A 17140-nucleotide genomic window follows, 5' to 3' on the forward strand; every position below is an offset into this window, starting at 1 on the left:
GCGGTCCAAAACTCTTCGCCTGCCTGCCGCGTCGCTCCGCTTTGCGGCGCAGGCAGGTTCGTGTTGGTCAGGCGAAGGAACACTTCATCGGCCTTCTTCTCGTCCTTGAAGCGGAGATCACCAACATCAGGTGCGACTTACCGGTGCCGTAGTTGCCGACGACAAGCAGTCCTTTGTTATCGACGGCCTGATCGAACTGAAGCTGGGGGATCACCAGGTGAGTCATTCGTTCGGCCATCTCGTCGGAGGGGACATAGGTGCTGACCAGCTTTTTGCGCTTACGGCTACATCGGCATCCCGTAGCTGGACGACGGACTCGATGGGCTCGAATTGGACTAGATTTTCGTACTTCATCTGTATGGCCTCTCCTATCTCAAACGAGCTGATCAGGCTCAATCCTCGAAAAAATCCCGGTCTATTGATTTCAGCTCATAAACAGATTCGGTAGTTACGCCCACGTTATGTTTGATCATCAAGCGCGCCATGGTCGTCCCATCGATCAGAACGACTCGCGGCTCCAGCCGATTGACATAATCGCGTGCCTCCCTGGTGAATTCCGAGCTTGTAATGAAGACGCCTTTCTTTGCGCCTCTTCCGTGCAACGCGCCGACAAACTTCTGAACTTCAGGACGCCCCACCGGATTGGCCCATTGCTTGGCTTGAACGTAGATGACGTCCAGGCCCAATTCATCTTCTTTGATGCCGCCGTCGATTCCTTCATCGCCGCTCCCACCCACGACCTGAGCAGCTTGAGGCAGGCCGCCTCCGTACCCCATCGCAACGAGGAGCCGGATCACCAAGCGCTCGAACAACGCTGGATTTGCCCCGCGCACCTTCTCCAGCACGTCTCCGGTTAGCGACTCGATGTTGAGGACTCAGGACTGAGGACTCAGGACTGAGGACTGAGTCCTCCTCCCTCAGTCCTCATCGCTCAGTCCTCAGTCCTTCCCATCCCTCAGTCCTCATCCCTCAGCACTCAGTCCTCATCTCTCAGCACTCAGTCCTCATCCCTCAGTCCTCATCCCTCAGTCCTCAGCACTGAGACGATCGATTCATTTCCCGCCATCCCTTCGTTGCTTGTCCACAGCAGCTCGCAACCCACCAAGGATGCGAGCAACTTCTTCTGCCTGTTTCATCAATCGGTCGAAGCTCGTTTGATCAAGATAGCCGACATCAAGGGCTACGTAGAGCTGCGAACGGACCTCTGCACAAGAGGCCTTGGCGGTTGAAAGAAACTGGTGAAACTCACCACGCCCCCCACGTTCGAATCCTTCCGCGATATTCGACATAATCGAAACCGCAGCTCGTTGAATCTGGCCACTCAAGCCCAAATCCTTTGCAAAGGCACCTTGCCGCGTCACCTCGTATATGGCCTCCGTAAGTTCCCGCGCCTTCTGCCAGGCAATCAACTCTTCGAAACGCTCGACTTTCGCCATAAGCAGAGCCTTATCTTGTCCACCATTCTTGAGCAGCAAAGCTCAGTGCTGAGTAATGAGGACTGAGGACTGAGTTACCATCCCTCATCGCTCAGTCCTCAGTCCTTCCCATCCCTCATCCCTCAGTCCTCATCGCTCAGTCCTCAGTCCTTCCCATCCCTCAGTCCTCAGTCCTCATCGCTCAGTCCTCAGTCCTTCCCATCCCTCCTCCCTCAGTCCTCATCCCTCAGTCCTCAGTCCCCATCCCTCAGTCCTCCTCCCTCCGTCCTCAGTCCTGAGTCCTCAGTCCTGAGTAACGAAACCCCTGTCCGGCCGCTAGGCCGATTGCGTGTCATTGTACCTCATTCAACCATGCTAGCGATGAACACCTGCTTGGAGGGTATAATGCTGCCAAGAAAGTCCTCCAGCATCTACCTTCCAAGAAGGAGTTTTTGTTATGAAAGCGACCCTCTCTCTGCTCGTGGTCCTGCTGCTCTGTTTCGCCTTGCGACCCGTTTCTGCTCAGTCCAATGCTGGCAACGCAGATCTCCCTTTGGTGAGTCGCATCTTCAGCAGCAACATGGTGCTTCAACGGGAACGCAGAGACCCCATTTGGGGCTGGACCACCCCGAACGCCAATGTCACCGTCAGCGTGACCGGTCCCTATTTCCAAGAACATCTGGTGGTCACAGCGGATGATAAAGGAGCATGGCAGACACGCATCGGTCCTCTACCGGTTGGCGGGCCCTACCAAATAACAGTTACCGGCCCCGATAACCAAAAGGAACAGTTCGACAACGTGCTCTCCGGGGATGTCTGGCTTTGCTCTGGCCAAAGCAATATGCAGTTCGGCATTGCCAACGGCCTGAACGCACAGCAGGAGATCGCCAACGCCAACTACCCTCAAATACGCCTCTTTTCCGTGCAGCTCTACTCCGTTCCCACCCCCATGGCTTGCTTGAATCCTCCTCAGCCGAACTTGGTAAATCAGTGGGTAGAATGCAACCCCCAAAATGTGGCGACGGGAGGTTGGGGTGGTTTCTCTGCCGTTGCCTACTTCTTTGGCCGCGCGCTTTATCAGGCGTTGGGAGTGCCCATCGGGCTCATCCACTCCTCCTGGGGTGGCACGCCGGCCGAGGCATGGATCAGCGCTCGCTCCATCTCCCAAATTGCCGATCTTCAAGATGCGCTTCGCAAAGTGGAGAACGACCCGAATGCTAAACCGAACAGCTTTGGGATTATGCCTTCCGCCCCAACCGTGCTCTACAACGGCATGATCGCTCCCCTCGTGCCCTATGCCATTCGAGGAGTGATCTGGTATCAAGGCGAATCGAATGTTGGGAGGGCTTATCAGTATCGCACCCTGCTCGCCGCCCTCATTCGCGATTGGCGCTCTGCTTGGAACGAAGGCAACTTCCCCTTCCTCATCGTGCAGCTGCCTAACTTTGGCCCTCAAAAGCCCGATCCAACAGAAAGCGCCTGGGCGGAACTGCGCGAGTCCCAATACATTGTCGCCAGCACGGTGCCAAATACCGGCATCGTATGCACGATAGATATCGGCGACGCCAACGACATTCACCCCAAAGATAAGCAGGATGTCGGAAAGCGCCTCGCGCTCTACGCCTTAGCTAAAGTCTATGGACAAAAAGTGACCTACTCCGGCCCCACGTTCCGCTCGATGAAAGTGGAGGGTCATACGGTACGGATCTTTTTCGACCATACCGATGGAGGCCTCGTAGCAAAAGGCGGGAAGCTCACTGGGTTTGCGATTGCCGGTTCGGATAAACAGTGGCATTGGGCCGACGCCCAGATCGATGGCAACAGCGTGGTGCTCTCCTCACCCGATGTGCCTAACCCCGTGGCCGTTCGATACGCATGGGCCGATAATCCCGAGTGCAACCTCTACAATGGTGCTGGTCTTCCTGCCTTCCCCTTCCGCACCGATGACTGGACGGAGATAACCCGTAACAACCATTAACCTTAAGGTGCTTTGGGACGTACCAAACACCTTCCCTGAAAAGGGGAGGAAGAGAGTGCGTACTTGACAAGATGCATTATATTTTTATTGGGGGCGGATGGGGTCTGGTGGCCCTCCCGGTCTTCAAAATCGTGCGAGAGGCGAGCCGATCTCGTCTCTGGTGGGTTCGATTCCCACACGCTCCCGCCATCTGCACCTCAGGATGATCAGGGTTTTTGCACAACGAGGGTATCTTGCAAAGCCTGTATTACCTGCCCCCAAAACTGTTGTTCTTTCCCATAGTCCGCCACAGCCACCTCCCCATTCCGTTGAACAAAACGGTCGGAAATCGTCACCCGGCTCCCATCGTCCGAGAGGGTCACCTTTCGATCGTAGGTTTCTAAAGGCCCCTCGATATGAACCGAGGCGGGCAGGTGCAACACACGACAGCCTTTCGGCAAGGTGACAGAGACGATGTCGCTGACGTGCGAGGGGTGCTCGATGACAATAGGCCAAACGCGCTTCGGTGCGGAGTAGGGACGTGCATCCACCTGGTTGAGTAGGACAGAGAAGGCCGGCAGTAAAAGGAGATTCCCTGCGTCGCGCCCCACGCTGGCAGCCTGCAGATGACAATCGAGCCCTACGGCATCTTGCTCCGGCGCTTTTTCCGAAAGCGTGCATTCGTTGATCTCACCTGAGATTCCGAACTGTTGAATGAGCTGCCCCACAAAGGTTTTCCTGCGGTCTTCGGTAAGGTCACGCCATGTGCCCCTTACGCTTCGCGCCGTTTCGCCCTCTAAAATCGCCTTCTCCGTAACCGTGGCCGCCCCGTTCGCCCCTATAACCATGGTGATGAGGAAATCGGCTCCCTCTTGCTCCGGTGTGCCGATGGGCACGGTTTGCAAGGTTCCCCCGTTTTCCGATACAACCAAAGCCTGTACCCCCTGATCGGCATCTGGGACTACGCCGTAGGGGCAGTCTTCAGCTGTCGGATCCATCCAAACGCTCTTGCCGTTTACCGAGGCCAAGGCGATGCAGTGGTTAAACGCGGTGAGCGAGGGTAGATCCGCCGTGAGAGGACGTAAACGGCCAGCATAAAGCAGCGCCGGCTGAGCTTCGATGCCCGCTAATCGCAGCATGGTGATAAGCAGAATAACCTTGTCTTTACAGTCCCCATAGAGATTGCGGAACACCGTTGCGGCCGCATGAGGCTTGTAGGCCGAAAGCCCGAACTCTAGCCCTACATACCGAACGTGATCGGTGACCCATCGGTAGATCGCGCTTGCACGCGCTTCCGGAGAGGTCAGGCCGGTGAGGAGCTGAGCGACTTTTTGCCTCATCGCATCGTCGGACTGCCACTGCGGTGCACACAGTTTGTAAAACCAACGTCCAATCGCTTGCCAATCTGGCAGGCTAGAAATCTCCATCCACGCCCGCACATCCCCAATGGCCGGCATCGCCGTCTCTATAGGAATAGGGTCGAGAGGCCCCATCTGCCATGTTAACGTCTTGGTGTGCCCATCCTTGGAAATCGTTTCCGAGGTCTTAACGCCCTCCATATGATGCAGCCGAATGCGCAGATTCGTCATGCTCGCCGGCACATGTAGGGTGTAACGACTTAGCATCACCGGGAACGCATCGTTAAACCCCCAATAGGCCGTTACAAGCCCAGGGAAAAATGTGGGATGGGTGACGATCTTATAGGTGTAGTCTATAACGCAGTTGTCTTGGATGCCGGGCATGGAAAACCCGATGGCCACCGCGTCGTCGTACAGGGGGTAGTCGCTCTCCACGCCCTCTTGCCGTAACGAATTGAGAGGGACGGTAAGCACTTTTCCGTCTGGCTCAATGGTGCGCGCCGAGACAAGAGTTAGCTCCTGGAAGCTACTGTTAAACGGCAGATGCACCTCGGCCAACGCGCGCGCAGCCCTATCAAACAGCTTGTAGGTCTCGCGATAGATTCCTATGGTTGTGCCATCCGGCTCCACGGTAAGCTCGCCCAGATCTAGCAGTTTCACATAGTGACTGTTAGGCCACCGACTTTGATCCGGAGCTGTGCGCAACGCCTCCTGCAGGGTGGCATCGAGTGTGGGCGGGATCACCGGCTTTGTAGCCGATGGCGACTGCGCCAAAGCCAGCTGCTGCCCAACCATCCATCCCATCACAACAAAAACGACATGAGACCATTTCATGTTGCTGAATTCGCCTTTCTACCGATGTTCTCCTGCCTGGGGCCACAGCGGTAGCCATTAGACTGGTATAATTTTTACGAGGAGAGAGCCATGCGGTGTCAACAGTGCGGACAAGAGATCGAGCCCTTTGCATCCACATGCCCCTATTGTGGCACCAGGCTACAGGTCTCAAGCTTAACAGTCCCCACTCCTCAGACCACAATCCAGCAGGCCCCTGCGGGCGCAGTGTCTTATTCCACTACGACCTCTCCTTCCACCATAACGGAACGCTGTCTTGTATGCGGAGCAACGATTCCGGCCCGTAACATAGCGTGCCCCCAATGTCGCACCCCACGAGGGATGGTGGTTGATCCCTATGACCCTACCTGTAGCCGCTATCTCTTAGTGGTTCCCCAGTCCATGGCTCCTCGCAGCGTAGCCGATCGCCTTGATACTTCGGTTTTATCAAGCTGGCACTGGGGAGCGGCCTTCCTTACCCTTTTCTGGGCATAGAGCCAGCGGCTGCGCGCGCATGTGATCATAAGCGTCGTCTTCAACGCGCTCTTCCTGTTGGTGTTGGGTTACAGTGCCCTCTTTCTATCTTCAAACAGCAAGGCTTCCGACGAAGTGGCCGTCTTCTTTTTGCTTTGGACACTGATCTGGTGTGGATTGCGCCTCTACTATGGCTTTTCCGGCATGCAGATCGCTCGGCAAAGTGGCCGCTATAGCGATCTGGAAACGTTTCTCGCGGTTCAGAAAAAGTGGCAACGCGCTGGGCTTATTGCCTTTATCGGCTACACCGTTCTACTTGTTATTGGGCTCGTCCTCATTAATATCAACAATCCCTTATGAAAGGAAAGATAGTATGCACATTTCGCAGCGAGCACGTAACACAGCTCCCTCTCCTACGTTAGCTATCACGGCCCGTGCCAAGGCGCTAGCCGCGCAAGGCAAGGATGTCATAGGCTTCGGCGCGGGAGAGCCGGACTTCGATACCCCCGACCACATCAAACAGGCGGCCGTTGCTGCCCTGGAGGCCGGCTACACGAAATATACTCCTAGCAGCGGTGATGCCGACCTTAAGCAGGCCATCGTTGAGAAACTGGCACGCGATAATGGGCTGCACTATAAGCCCTCTCAAGTCATCGTCTCGTGCGGCGCCAAACACTCCCTTTACAACATTATGCAGGCGCTGCTCGACCCTGGCGATGAGGTGATCATCCCCGTTCCCTATTGGGTTACCTATCCAGAACAGGTCAAACTTGCCGACGGCGTCCCCGTCTTTGTACCAACCGACCCGAAAAACGACTTCATGCCAACTCGTGAAGCTCTCCGTCAAGCCATCACCTCACGAACGCGGGCCATCGTGCTGAATTCACCCTGCAACCCCACCGGTGCCGTGGCGTCGCGTCAAACGATAAAAGAGATCGTATCGTTGTGCATTCAACACCAGATCTATCTTATCAGTGACGAGATCTACGAGAAGCTGATCTACGATGGCCGCCAACATGTTAGCCCAGCCGCCCTAGGCAGTGAGAGTTTTCAATATACCATTACCGTGAATGGCTGCTCCAAAGCCTACTCCATGACGGGCTGGCGCATCGGCTATGTGGCTTCGGCGAATGAAGAGTTTATCGCCGCTATGGGGAGACTGCAGGATCAGTCCACTTCCAACCCCACCTCTATCGCTCAGAAGGCCGCAGTTGCCGCCCTCCTTGGGCCTCAGGAACCGGTGGAGCAGATGCGACAGGCTTTTGAAGCGCGGCGTAACGCCATGGTGGAACGCCTAAACGCCATGCCCGGCGTTCACTGCCCCATGCCGGGAGGCGCTTTTTACGCCTTCCCCGACATCTCGGCCCTGCTTGGGCGCAAAGCGGGAAGCAAAGTGATCGCCTCTTCGGACGCGCTGGCCGAATTCCTTCTCGATGAGGCCGGTGTGGCCGTGGTGCCCGGCTCTGGCTTTGGTGCCGACACGCACATCCGCCTCTCTTACGCCACCTCTATGGAGAAGATCGAGAAAGGCCTGGAACGGATGGCTCAGGCTCTTCGCAAACTAGAGTAGGAAGCGCGTGATGAGGAGAAGGCCGTATGCTGGATAGAGAAGAGCTCACGGAAAATAGCACCGTCTTACCCTTAGATAAGCTACAACAGCTTGAACAGAGACTGGGGGTAGATTTTCGTCGAAAAGAGCTGCTCGCACAGGCCATCACGCATCGCTCTGCCGTCTCCTCGCATCAGCTTCAAAGCAACGAACGGTTGGAGTTTCTTGGGGATGCCATCATCGGCCTTATCGTGGCAGAATGGCTCTTCAAGCACCATCCCGACGTGACAGAGGGCACCCTCGCTAAGGCAAAAGCCTACGCCGTTAGCGAGCAGGCCCTCGTCGAAGCCGCACGCCGACTCGGCATCGAGGAGTTTGTCGTTGTCGCCTACCCCGAATCCCTCCTAGAGGGGCGCGGTGGACGCGCGATCTTGGCCGACGCTTTCGAGGCCATCGTGGCCGCTCTCTATCTCGACCGGGGCCTAGTTGCCACCAAAAAGTTCGTGGAGAGGGCCATGGCCGACATCATTCAAGAGGCTATTAAAGAGAGCTACCGCCGCGATTACAAGTCCACACTCCAAGAGCTCGTCCAAGCCCAATATCGTCTTACCCCGGTCTATCGCATCCGAACGGAGTACGGCAGCGACCACGATAAAACGTTTGAGGCCGAGGTGCTGCTGCACGAGCGCCCGCTGGGGTACGGGGTAGGCAAAAGCAAAAAGGAGGCCGAACAAGAAGCGGCCCGTGCGGCGCTAGCTCATTGGAGCCAAATGGAAAGGGAAGACGAAAACAAGTAAAATTGCTGGTTTTTGTTGATAATCTAATGTTTGCTTGCTTATTACGCTTTCAAGCGATTTGAAGTATGTTAAAATGATCATGGTATCCCACTGGATAAATCAGGCTGTTCAGTAGCCCTCCAGCGATACACTCCAAGAACGGAAAAGAAGTAGATGAAGCTGTACCCTTATCTGCGATCACGCACAACGTTCTGCCTTACGTTTTGCCTGCTTATCCCCTCGCAACTTGCCCGGTCGCAGGTCTTTCAACGAGGAGGCACTTTCACTCTCGTCGCCCAAAACGCACCGGATAACTTTACATCCACATTCTCCATTAGCTCCTCCCCTATCACCATCTCCGCCGATAACGGAAAGCTGCAGATCACCGAATCGATTCACGCTATCTCTTTAAACTCAGAGTGGCTCGTGCTCGACATCGAAACGACAAACGGCGGCCCGCTTGCCGGCGATCCAACCCAGCGCTGGAGCTATGACCTTTTCTATCCTTTCCAGCAAACCGCCTTTGTGGACGAAGTAGCCGGCTATTGGAGTTTCAATGAACAGGCCTACTCCCCCATCACTCCGTTCGGGACGGGCTTTTTGGCCTCCACCGCTCCGAATCCGCTTGATCCCAGCCTTGGGCCGGTTTTCGACGTTATGCACAACCCGCCGGCAGGCCCTTATCCCCCTTTCTCCTTTCGCCATGGCTCCATCATTCTATCGCCGTACAACATCTTGGCAAATGGAGGGGTGAACCCAAGCCAAGCAAACGGTTTCCACTACTTGGTACACGCCTTTAGCGCTGCCGTCCCAGAGTTGAATGGGGCCGCAGCACTTTTGGCGACCCTAGGTTTAGGCGGCCTGCTGAGCCGTTTACGGAGAAAAAGCCATAGACCGCGGCCTCCACGGCTCTACCGCTGAGGCCTCTCGCCTAAAAAAGAGGGCGCCTAAAGGCGCCCTCAATTATAAGCTCACAAACGTCCCTGACAACACCAACTAGTGGCAACCGCAGCCAGGGCCACAACCGCCATCGGCGTCGCTCTCTCCCGCCTCCTCGGTGGAGAAAGAGCTGCCACAGCCGCAGGTGCGGATGGCGTTGGGGTTATCAATCTTGAAACCGCCCCCCATGACGTCTTCCACATAGTCAATGGAGGAGCCCTTGATATACTGAATGCTGAGAGAATCTACCACCACTTTAACACCATGGCAGTCGTAGACGAAATCGTCTTCTTCCACCACGTCGTCAATGGCCATGCCATAGCTTAGGCCGGAGCATCCGCCGCCCTGCACAAAAACGCGCAGAGCTGCGTCGGCCTTTCCTTGACTCTCCAACAGACCACGAATCTCTTGAGCGGCTCGCTCAGTTAACACGATTCCGGGATTAACCGGAGTATCTATAGAGGCCATACGAACTCCTTATCCTGTTCTACACGGCTTCCGAAAAGAAGCTTCTTGTGTGTGCGCTAATATCATTTTACGTTAGAGACGCAGAAAAATGCAACGTCAGACAGCGCGAAGTTTGTTGATCTCCGATTGAATTCGCACGAGATTCGCGTATACCCCGTCCTTCTCCATCAGCTCCTCATGCGTGCCCATTTCGACCATCTTGCCCTCCTTCATGACCACAAGCCTATCGGCGTTGCGCAATGTCGAAAGGCGGTGGGCGATGGCAAAGGTCGTGCGCCCCTCCACCAAACGCGCGATGGCCTCTTGAATCTGCTTTTCGGCCTCCGTATCCACACTGGCCGTGGCCTCATCCAAAATAAGGATCTTCGGGTTGTGCAGAATGGCACGCGCTATGGAGATGCGCTGGCGCTCTCCACCGGAAACGCGCTGCCCTCTTTCGCCCACCTGCGTGTCGTAACCGTCTGGAAAACGCAGAATAAACTCATGGCAGTTGGCAGCTTTGGCAGCACGCATCACCTCCTCGGGGGTCGCCTCCGGATGCGCATAGGCGATGTTATCGCGAATCGTTCCTGGAAAGAGGAACGGCTCCTGGGGCACGATGCCGAAGTGGCGATGATAGTCCTCTAGCCGAATATCGCGAATATCTACCCCATCTATCGTAATGCGTCCCTCAGTTACATCGTAGAAACGCGACAGCAGGTTGATAATGGTCGTTTTTCCAGCCCCACTATGCCCTACGAGACCGATCATCTCGCCTGGCTTCACCTCAAGGTTAAAGTTCTCCAGCGCATAGTGCGCCTTGTCGTAAGAGAAGGAGACGTTCTCAAACTTCACCTCGCCGCGCATCGTCGGCATGGGCACCGAGTTTTCGCTATCGCGAATGTCGGGCTCGGTATCGAGGATCTCAAAAACCCGCTCGGCCGCTGTCATGGAGCGCGTAGACCAGTCCATTACCTGGCTGAAGTTCATGAAGGGCTGATAAAACTGCATGAGATAGCCGTTAAACATGGTCAACTCGCCGATGGTCATGATGCCGTGGTTTTGCAACACCTTGCTTCCGCCGGCGATCCAGATAATGTAGGAGCCCGCGCTCATTAGCAGCCCCAACAAAGGCCAGTAGGTCGCACGAAATGCGTTTGCCTCAAAGCTTGCACGGAAAACCGCCTCGGCTCGGCGTCGAAAACGCTCCACCTCCCGATGCTCTTGAGCAAAGGCTTTCACCACCTTAATGCCCGATAGAGCGCTGTTAAGCGCCGAGTAGAGCTTGCTGATACGATGCCACACCACATGAAATCGAGCGCGAGCGCGCGGCATAAACCAGCGGGTGAGGAAAAAGATGAAAGGCGCCGGAATGAGCATGAGCAGCGCTAACTGCCAGTTAATGCGGAAAAGAACGAGGCCTATACCCACCAGCGTAAGCGTGTTAGAAACGAGCCACGGTATGCCCCCCGTAATGAAGTCCCACAGGTTGTCGGCATCGTTGGTGATGCGCGACATCACCGAGCCGGTGCTTCGCTTGTCGTAATACCCCAAAGAAAACTGGCTTAGCTTGCGGAAAAGCGCCATGCGGATATCCATGCTTACCCGTCCACCAAGCCATGGATTCAGGCGCTGCTGTCCATAGTTGATCGCCGCGCTTAGCACTCGCATGCAGGCGAGCAACAAAACCCACATCACAAGCGGTAGCAGGCGATGATCGTTGGCACGAGTCTGGCGAATCAGCAGATCCACCATGCGGCCCACAATGTAAGGGGGCGTGAGATCGGTCACCGTGGAACAGAGCAGAAGCGCCAACCCCAGCGCCACCAACCCTTTATAGGGTGCGAGGAAACTGAACAGCCGAATGAGCGTCGCCCGCTTGTCAATACAGGCGGGGCATACATTCGTCTCCGGTGGTAAGATACGATGGCAACGCGGACACAACCTCTTGCGCGTCTCTTTCAGCGCCTCCAAATGAGGCTCTTCGCCTTTGACCATCGCGTTCAGCTGACGCGCAATGGCGTTTGCCTCCGCCACCACCGAGAGAGAATAACGTAACAACGGAATGACGGTTGTATCCGTCTCTAGCTCGATAAGGCCGTTGCCCACCTGCATTTCTGCTGTCACACGGCGTACGCTCGAAAGAGGTATGGCATAGCGTATCTCCGCCGAGCCTTCGCCATCTGGGGCAAAAACGTAGATGTGCGTATCGTCAACCACCAACCATTCGGTGGCAAACTCACCGGCAACGTTGAGGTCGGTGGCGAAGGTGATGCGCGGGGTAATTGCAGTTGGGAAACCTGTGTCGGAGCCAAGAAGTTTTTGTAAAGTTTCGTCCGCTTGCTCGTCTTTTAGGTCGCCGGCACGTAGGGTGCGCAGACTGTTTTCGACCTCTTCCGGCAGCGTTTCGAGAATCGGCATTGGTATGCGCTTCTCCGAATTAGGTTCATTTCGTAATACTACGTTTCAAGTTCTGATTTGGTTCGTTAAATCAAAAGTTTTGTGTTCAAAAAAGTTCTCCTCCTTCGCCACTCGCTATACATCTCCCCCTCTGCCGAAGCGACGCGCATTTTTGGATGCAGGAAAGAACAGAGCCGATGGCGAAATAAATTTAAAACGTTGTAGAGGAGCTTACCGCTAACATGCTTACCGGCGTAGAGCGCTTAGTAGATTTAACCGGACCACAGCAGGTTGGGCTCACCGGGAAAACGCTTGCTGAAGTGCAAGAGGCCGTGCGAACGGGCGACGTGAGCGCGCTTGCCCAAACCGATGGACACTTTGCTGTGGTCGCGCGTGAGGGACAGACCGTTCGCTTGGCCCGAACCATTGGCATTCCGTTGCGCTACTTTGTGGCAAAAATGTTTCACGGCCCTTTTCTGATCGTTGCCGATCGCATAGACCGCATCTTCGAGTGGTGTCAGCAGCATAAAATTGGATGGCAGTTCGATCCCCTCTATACCCGCATGGTTCCTGCCCACTACCTTATCGAGATCGAACAGATCGGCTGTCCCGATCCGGCCCCTCGCTACCATCGTTTCTTCAGCCCGCCCGTCGAGACAGGTCCAGAGTCTATCGAAGCATGCGGCATTGCCTACGTACGGGCGGCCTATAACGCGCTTAAGCAGTGGCTCAGCACGCTGCCGGCTCAGGAACCTATCGCCCTCGCCTTCTCCGGCGGTGTAGATAGCACCTCCGTGCTCCTCATGGCCTATCATGCCCTCCAAGAGCTAGGGCGTAATCCCCAAAACCTACGTGCTTTTACCCTTAACCTTGGAGGAGGCGCCGATATGGCTCAGGCCGAACAGGTAGTAACTCAACTAGGGCTTCGCAGTATCTGGGAGCCGATCGAACGGGAGGCCTCGCGCGTGAACATGGAAGAGGCCATTCAGCTTATCGAAGACTACCATCCCCTCGATGTCCAGTGTGCTGCCATGGGTATCTGCCTCCTCGAAGGCATTCGCGAGCGCTACCCGCACCTGAAATATCTGCTAGATGGTGACGGGGGCGATGAAAATCTAAAAGACTATCCTTTGGAGGATTCCGATCTCACCCTCTCTAGCGTTCTCCGTAATCCACTGCTCTATCAAGAGGGTTGGGGCGTAGACGCCATCAAACATAGCCTCACCTATTCCGGTGGGCTTTCGCGCTCTTACGTGCGCACCTTTGCCCCTGCGGCACGTTATGGATTTCATGCCTTTTCGCCTTACACGGTCCGTTCGGTTATTGCGGCCTCTACCGCGATTCCTTTCTCAAAACTCGTCGGTGGCGATGTAGAGCGTCTTTACAACCTCAAGGCAGAAGTCGTTCGAGCTGGCGTTCGCGCCCTAATTGGGGTGGATATGCCCACCCCACCAAAACGGCGATTCCAAGATGGGGTTAGCGATAACAGCTACCGCCACTGGCGCGTAGGCAAGGGCTGGTGTCGCCAAGTGTTCCTACGCCAATGGCAAGAGCGCCTCAAGGACGTTTGGGACGATCCCTCGGAGAGGATCTCGGGCAACGATCTCAATATTCCCCTACCGTCTTTGAAGCGATAGAGCATGCCCACCCTAGGAGACTATCCAGAACGACCTGCCGACCGAAACCGCTGGATTGTAAGCCTGCGCGGGCCGAAGAACCCTCTGGATCCTTGGCGGCCATATGCATGGCTCCACGAGGAAGAGCGCGACCCAAAAGGCGCTATTGTCTCTTCCAACGTGGTTTTTCTCACCAACAAAGAGTGCCCCTTCCGTTGTCTTATGTGCGACCTCTGGAAAAACACGCTCGATACTTCGGTGCCGGAAGGGGCCATACCCACCCAGATTCGATGGGCGCTCGAACAGCTACCACCGGCAAAACAGATCAAGCTCTACAACGCCGGCAGCTTCTTCGACCCCCATGCCGTTCCTCCCTCGGACGACGACGCCCTGCTAGCCCTGCTCGCCCCCTTCGAGCGCGTGATTGTGGAGAGCCACCCGGTCTTCCTGGGAAAACGGTGCCTTGCGTTTCAGAAGGGACTTGCGGGCGAGTTGGAAGTGGCCATCGGCTTGGAGACCGCCCATCCACTTGCGCTCGACCGCCTGAATAAGCGCATGACGGTGGAGGATTTTCGACGAGCGGCTCGCTTCCTTCGCGCGCACCAGATCGCCCTGCGAGTCTTCCTTCTGGTTTTTCCGCCCTTCCTCGATGAGAAAGAGGGTTATGAATGGGTTATTCGTTCCATGCAGATAGCCTTCGAAGAGGGGGCTACCGTCTGTTGCCTCATACCAACGCGCGGGGGAAATGGCGCCATAGAGAGGCTCGCAGCCCAAGGTTGGTATGCACCGCCAACGCTTTCTCTCCTCGAACAGCTCCTTGAAGAGGGATTACGGTGGCGACAGGGGCGCGTCTTTGTGGATCTTTGGGACATCGAGCGTTTCGCCACTTGCGCCTGTGCGTCGGCACGCATCGCACGGTTGGCGGCTATGAATCGAGACCAGCAGCCGCAGCCCCCTGTATTCTGCCCTGCCTGCACATAACCACCGCCTTTAGAAGGGCAACCTCGAAGACTTCAAGCCTCATATAGAGGACAGAACCTCTAAGAGAGGGCTTGGAGGCAGAACGACGGGTTCGGCTGCAAAACGGTAGGCCGATAGAAGCATTGTTTTGAAATGGTCTCGTTGCGATGCCTGCGTATCCTGCAAATGCAGGGTTGCAAGAGGTTCGCCAGCGTGAACCCAAGCACCTCGTTTTTTATGGAGCACAATTCCTACTGCAGGGTCAATTCTATCCTCTTTCGTGGAACGTCCAGCCCCTAATGCCACAGCCAATAGCCCCACGACACGTGCATCTATCGCTGCAATGAACCCATCCTCAGGCGCCTCTACCCTATAGGTAATAGGTGCACGTGGCAGAGCGGTCAGTACCGCCTCTAAAGCCTTTGGCCCTCCCTGAGCGCGAATCATTGCCTCTAATTTTGCCGCTCCAGTACCCGACCGCAGCAACTGCTCTGCTATGTTCTGCGCCTCCTGAGGATTCTTTGCACGTTCGCACGCAAGCAGCCCATGTTCCACCAGCCCCAAACAGAGTGCTAAAAAGCGCGGCTCCGCAGCATCGGCGTTTTGTAAGACGCGAATGGCCTCCTCAACCTCCAAGGCGTTCCCTACCGTCCACCCCAAAGGCTCCTCCATATCCGTTAGCACGGCCTGCGTCGGCACCCCCTCTTGAACCCCTATCGTTACGAGTGTGCTCGCCAATGCCCGCGCCTGCTCGAGTTCCCTCATAAAAGAGCCGCTACCAACTTTCACATCCAGCAGAATACGCTTGGCACCTCCGGCAAGCTTCTTGCTCATGATGCTGCTCGCGATAAGCGGGATCGACTCGACCGTGGCGGTAACGTCTCTAAGAGCGTACAACTTGCCATCAGCAGGGGCTAGTTGGGACGATTGAGAAAGAATAGCGAGCCCAATGGAGCGTACCTGCTGCTTGGCCTCCTCCCTCCCTAGGGCGGTGCGCAACCCCGGTATGGCCTCTAGCTTATCTATGGTGCCTCCGGAAAAACCAAGCCCACGGCCGCTCATTTTTAAAATAGGGATGCCGGCAGCTGCCAATAACGGCGCCACAACAAGCGACGTTTTATCCCCCACTCCCCCTGTGCTATGCTTGTCGAGCGTGGGGCCGTTGGGGAGATCGGAAAGGTCTATCCGTTCACCCGAATCACGCATCGCACGAGTGAGCGCACAGGTTTCCTGCATCGTCATGCCGCGCAAAAACACCGCCATGAGCCACGCACTTACCTGGTAATCGGGCAGACTGCCTTCAGTCACCTTACCGATAAAATCGCGCAGCTCCTCTTCTGTATGCTCACCACCATCGCGCTTCTTGGCGATAAACTCCACAGCGCGCACCAGGCTTCTCCTTAACTAAGGCCTAGTTTCTTTGCAAAATAGGCGATCGTGTACTGGAGACCCTCCTCCAATCCCACTTTTGGCTCCCAGCCCAAAAGCGTTCGGGCTTTGGTGATGTCTGGACGACGTTGTTTGGGATCGTCAGGCGTTTTAAGCGGCTCAAAAACGATCTCACTCTTACTGTTGGTGAGCTGCTTTATCAGTTGGGCAAACTCTAAAATGGTGCGCTCCGTTGGGTTCCCGATGTTGATCGGCCCCGTTAGATCCGACAGGGCCAACCGCCAAAAACCCTCTATGAGGTCTGAACAGTAACAAAAGGAGCGCGTCTGCTTGCCATCGCCGTAGACAGTGATGGGGTCGCCTCGCAGCGCCTGACCAACAAAGTTGGGCACCACGCGTCCATCATCGAGGCGCATGCGAGGCCCATAGGTATTGAAGATGCGTACAATGCGCACTGGCACCCCATGATAACGATGATACGCCATTGTCAGCGCTTCTGCAAAGCGCTTTGATTCGTCGTAAACTCCGCGAATGCCCACAGGGTTCACGTTGCCCCAATACTCTTCACTTTGAGGGTGAACCAGAGGGTCGCCATAGACCTCCGACGTGGACGCAAGAAAGAAAACGGCGTTTTTGGCGCGGGCTAGCCCAAGTGCCTTGTGCGTGCCGAGTGCATTTACCTTCATAATCTGGATGGGCTTCGTGGGAAAGTCCACCGGACTTGCCGGGGAGGCAAGGTGAAACACATAGTCTATGGGACCATCAATGTAGAGATACTCGGTGACGTCGTAGCGCACGAACCGAAAACGAGGGTTGTCCAGAAGATGAACGATATTATCCGTATTTCCGGTGATCAGGTTGTCCATCGCGATCACCTCAAAGCCCTCGGCGAGCAGCCGATCACAGAGATGGGACCCTAAAAATCCGGCCCCACCCGTCACTAATGCACGGGGCATGCTATGAGTTACCTCTCCCACAAACGATCTCTAAGGCAGTATACCCGCTAGCCTTCTCTAAAGAAGGACTTGC

Annotated in this window: 15 protein-coding genes, 1 tRNA gene and 1 pseudogene; 9 read left to right on the forward strand and 8 right to left on the reverse strand. The window is 55.7% G+C overall.

Annotation, left to right across the window (positions count from 1 at the left end; translation table 11 throughout):
• Positions 1-109: 109 nt before the first annotated feature.
• From CCALI_RS16710 to CCALI_RS04005, 3 genes and pseudogenes are all read right to left on the reverse strand, one after another.
• A pseudogene (locus tag CCALI_RS16710) lies at positions 110-354 on the reverse strand (DUF6079 family protein); the annotation flags it as partial.
• Between the two features lie 38 nt (positions 355-392).
• Positions 393-845, reverse strand: coding sequence for a restriction endonuclease (locus CCALI_RS04000; RefSeq protein WP_052572324.1), 453 nt, complete (start codon positions 843-845; stop codon positions 393-395).
• Between the two features lie 207 nt (positions 846-1052).
• Positions 1053-1436, reverse strand: coding sequence for a four helix bundle protein (locus CCALI_RS04005; protein WP_016482193.1), 384 nt, complete (start codon positions 1434-1436; stop codon positions 1053-1055).
• Positions 1437-1872: 436 nt separating this feature from the next.
• Here CCALI_RS04005 and CCALI_RS04010 point away from each other — a divergent pair, with 436 nt between their 5' ends.
• Both CCALI_RS04010 and CCALI_RS15945 read left to right on the forward strand, forming a co-directional pair.
• Positions 1873-3393, forward strand: coding sequence for a sialate O-acetylesterase (locus tag CCALI_RS04010; RefSeq protein ID WP_016482194.1), 1521 nt, complete (start codon positions 1873-1875; stop codon positions 3391-3393).
• An 89-nt stretch (positions 3394-3482) separates the two neighbouring features.
• A tRNA-Sec gene (locus CCALI_RS15945) sits at positions 3483-3582 on the forward strand.
• A gap of 17 nt (positions 3583-3599) precedes the next feature.
• Here CCALI_RS15945 and CCALI_RS04015 read toward each other — a convergent pair.
• Complete coding sequence (locus CCALI_RS04015) at positions 3600-5564, reverse strand: DUF3857 domain-containing transglutaminase family protein (RefSeq protein ID WP_016482195.1); 1965 nt, start codon at positions 5562-5564, stop codon at positions 3600-3602.
• 90 nt (positions 5565-5654) lie between these two features.
• Between CCALI_RS04015 and CCALI_RS15660 the strand changes: the two genes are divergently transcribed.
• From CCALI_RS15660 to CCALI_RS04035, 5 genes are all read left to right on the forward strand, one after another.
• The gene (locus tag CCALI_RS15660) at positions 5655-6056 is read left to right on the forward strand and encodes a double zinc ribbon domain-containing protein (RefSeq protein ID WP_016482196.1); all 402 of its coding nucleotides are present in this window, start codon (positions 5655-5657) and stop codon (positions 6054-6056) included.
• A gap of 21 nt (positions 6057-6077) precedes the next feature.
• Positions 6078-6395, forward strand: a complete 318-nt coding sequence (locus CCALI_RS04020; RefSeq protein ID WP_016482197.1) for a hypothetical protein — start codon at positions 6078-6080, stop codon at positions 6393-6395.
• Between the two features lie 13 nt (positions 6396-6408).
• Positions 6409-7605 (forward strand): pyridoxal phosphate-dependent aminotransferase, encoded by a 1197-nt coding sequence (locus CCALI_RS04025; protein ID WP_016482198.1) that lies wholly within the window; start codon positions 6409-6411, stop codon positions 7603-7605.
• A 26-nt stretch (positions 7606-7631) separates the two neighbouring features.
• Positions 7632-8381 (forward strand): ribonuclease III, encoded by a 750-nt coding sequence (gene rnc, locus CCALI_RS04030; RefSeq protein WP_016482199.1) that lies wholly within the window; start codon positions 7632-7634, stop codon positions 8379-8381.
• Between the two features lie 153 nt (positions 8382-8534).
• On the forward strand, positions 8535-9281 hold the full coding sequence (locus tag CCALI_RS04035; RefSeq protein ID WP_016482200.1) for a hypothetical protein: 747 nt from the start codon (positions 8535-8537) through the stop codon (positions 9279-9281).
• 75 nt (positions 9282-9356) lie between these two features.
• Here the strand turns inward: CCALI_RS04035 and erpA are convergent, their stop codons facing one another.
• Together erpA and CCALI_RS04045 are read right to left on the reverse strand one after the other, a co-directional pair.
• Positions 9357-9767 (reverse strand): iron-sulfur cluster insertion protein ErpA, encoded by a 411-nt coding sequence (erpA, locus tag CCALI_RS04040; RefSeq protein ID WP_016482201.1) that lies wholly within the window; start codon positions 9765-9767, stop codon positions 9357-9359.
• A 96-nt stretch (positions 9768-9863) separates the two neighbouring features.
• Positions 9864-12167 (reverse strand): ABC transporter transmembrane domain-containing protein, encoded by a 2304-nt coding sequence (locus CCALI_RS04045; protein WP_016482202.1) that lies wholly within the window; start codon positions 12165-12167, stop codon positions 9864-9866.
• A 221-nt stretch (positions 12168-12388) separates the two neighbouring features.
• Between CCALI_RS04045 and CCALI_RS04050 the strand changes: the two genes are divergently transcribed.
• On the forward strand, positions 12389-13783 hold the full coding sequence (locus CCALI_RS04050; RefSeq protein ID WP_016482203.1) for an asparagine synthase-related protein: 1395 nt from the start codon (positions 12389-12391) through the stop codon (positions 13781-13783).
• Between the two features lie 3 nt (positions 13784-13786).
• On the forward strand, positions 13787-14743 hold the full coding sequence (locus tag CCALI_RS04055) for a Fe-S oxidoreductase (RefSeq protein ID WP_016482204.1): 957 nt from the start codon (positions 13787-13789) through the stop codon (positions 14741-14743).
• 39 nt (positions 14744-14782) lie between these two features.
• Here the strand turns inward: CCALI_RS04055 and CCALI_RS04060 are convergent, their stop codons facing one another.
• Together CCALI_RS04060 and CCALI_RS04065 are read right to left on the reverse strand one after the other, a co-directional pair.
• Complete coding sequence (locus CCALI_RS04060) at positions 14783-16111, reverse strand: thymidine phosphorylase (protein WP_016482205.1); 1329 nt, start codon at positions 16109-16111, stop codon at positions 14783-14785.
• An 11-nt stretch (positions 16112-16122) separates the two neighbouring features.
• A complete protein-coding gene (locus tag CCALI_RS04065; protein ID WP_016482206.1) occupies positions 16123-17067 on the reverse strand; it encodes a UDP-glucuronic acid decarboxylase family protein in 945 nt (314 codons plus the stop codon).
• Between the last annotated feature and the right edge of the window lie 73 nt (positions 17068-17140).

Source organism: Chthonomonas calidirosea T49 (assembly GCF_000427095.1).
GTDB classification, from domain to species: Bacteria; Armatimonadota; Chthonomonadetes; order Chthonomonadales; family Chthonomonadaceae; genus Chthonomonas; species Chthonomonas calidirosea.

Bases quoted from the DNA above. Each gene is read 5' to 3' on its own strand.
- CCALI_RS04050 (WP_016482203.1), top strand. From the start codon at position 12,389: ATGCTTACCGGCGTAGAGCGCTTAGTAGATTTAACCGGACCACAGCAG.
- CCALI_RS04045 (WP_016482202.1), bottom strand. From the start codon at position 12,167: ATGCCGATTCTCGAAACGCTGCCGGAAGAGGTCGAAAACAGTCTGCGC.
- CCALI_RS04015 (WP_016482195.1), bottom strand. From the start codon at position 5,564: ATGAAATGGTCTCATGTCGTTTTTGTTGTGATGGGATGGATGGTTGGG.
- CCALI_RS15660 (WP_016482196.1), top strand. From the start codon at position 5,655: ATGCGGTGTCAACAGTGCGGACAAGAGATCGAGCCCTTTGCATCCACA.
- CCALI_RS04010 (WP_016482194.1), top strand. From the start codon at position 1,873: ATGAAAGCGACCCTCTCTCTGCTCGTGGTCCTGCTGCTCTGTTTCGCC.
- CCALI_RS04005 (WP_016482193.1), bottom strand. From the start codon at position 1,436: ATGGCGAAAGTCGAGCGTTTCGAAGAGTTGATTGCCTGGCAGAAGGCG.
- CCALI_RS04025 (WP_016482198.1), top strand. From the start codon at position 6,409: ATGCACATTTCGCAGCGAGCACGTAACACAGCTCCCTCTCCTACGTTA.
- erpA (WP_016482201.1), bottom strand. From the start codon at position 9,767: ATGGCCTCTATAGATACTCCGGTTAATCCCGGAATCGTGTTAACTGAG.
- CCALI_RS04065 (WP_016482206.1), bottom strand. From the start codon at position 17,067: ATGCCCCGTGCATTAGTGACGGGTGGGGCCGGATTTTTAGGGTCCCAT.
- CCALI_RS04055 (WP_016482204.1), top strand. From the start codon at position 13,787: ATGCCCACCCTAGGAGACTATCCAGAACGACCTGCCGACCGAAACCGC.
- rnc (WP_016482199.1), top strand. From the start codon at position 7,632: ATGCTGGATAGAGAAGAGCTCACGGAAAATAGCACCGTCTTACCCTTA.
- CCALI_RS04035 (WP_016482200.1), top strand. From the start codon at position 8,535: ATGAAGCTGTACCCTTATCTGCGATCACGCACAACGTTCTGCCTTACG.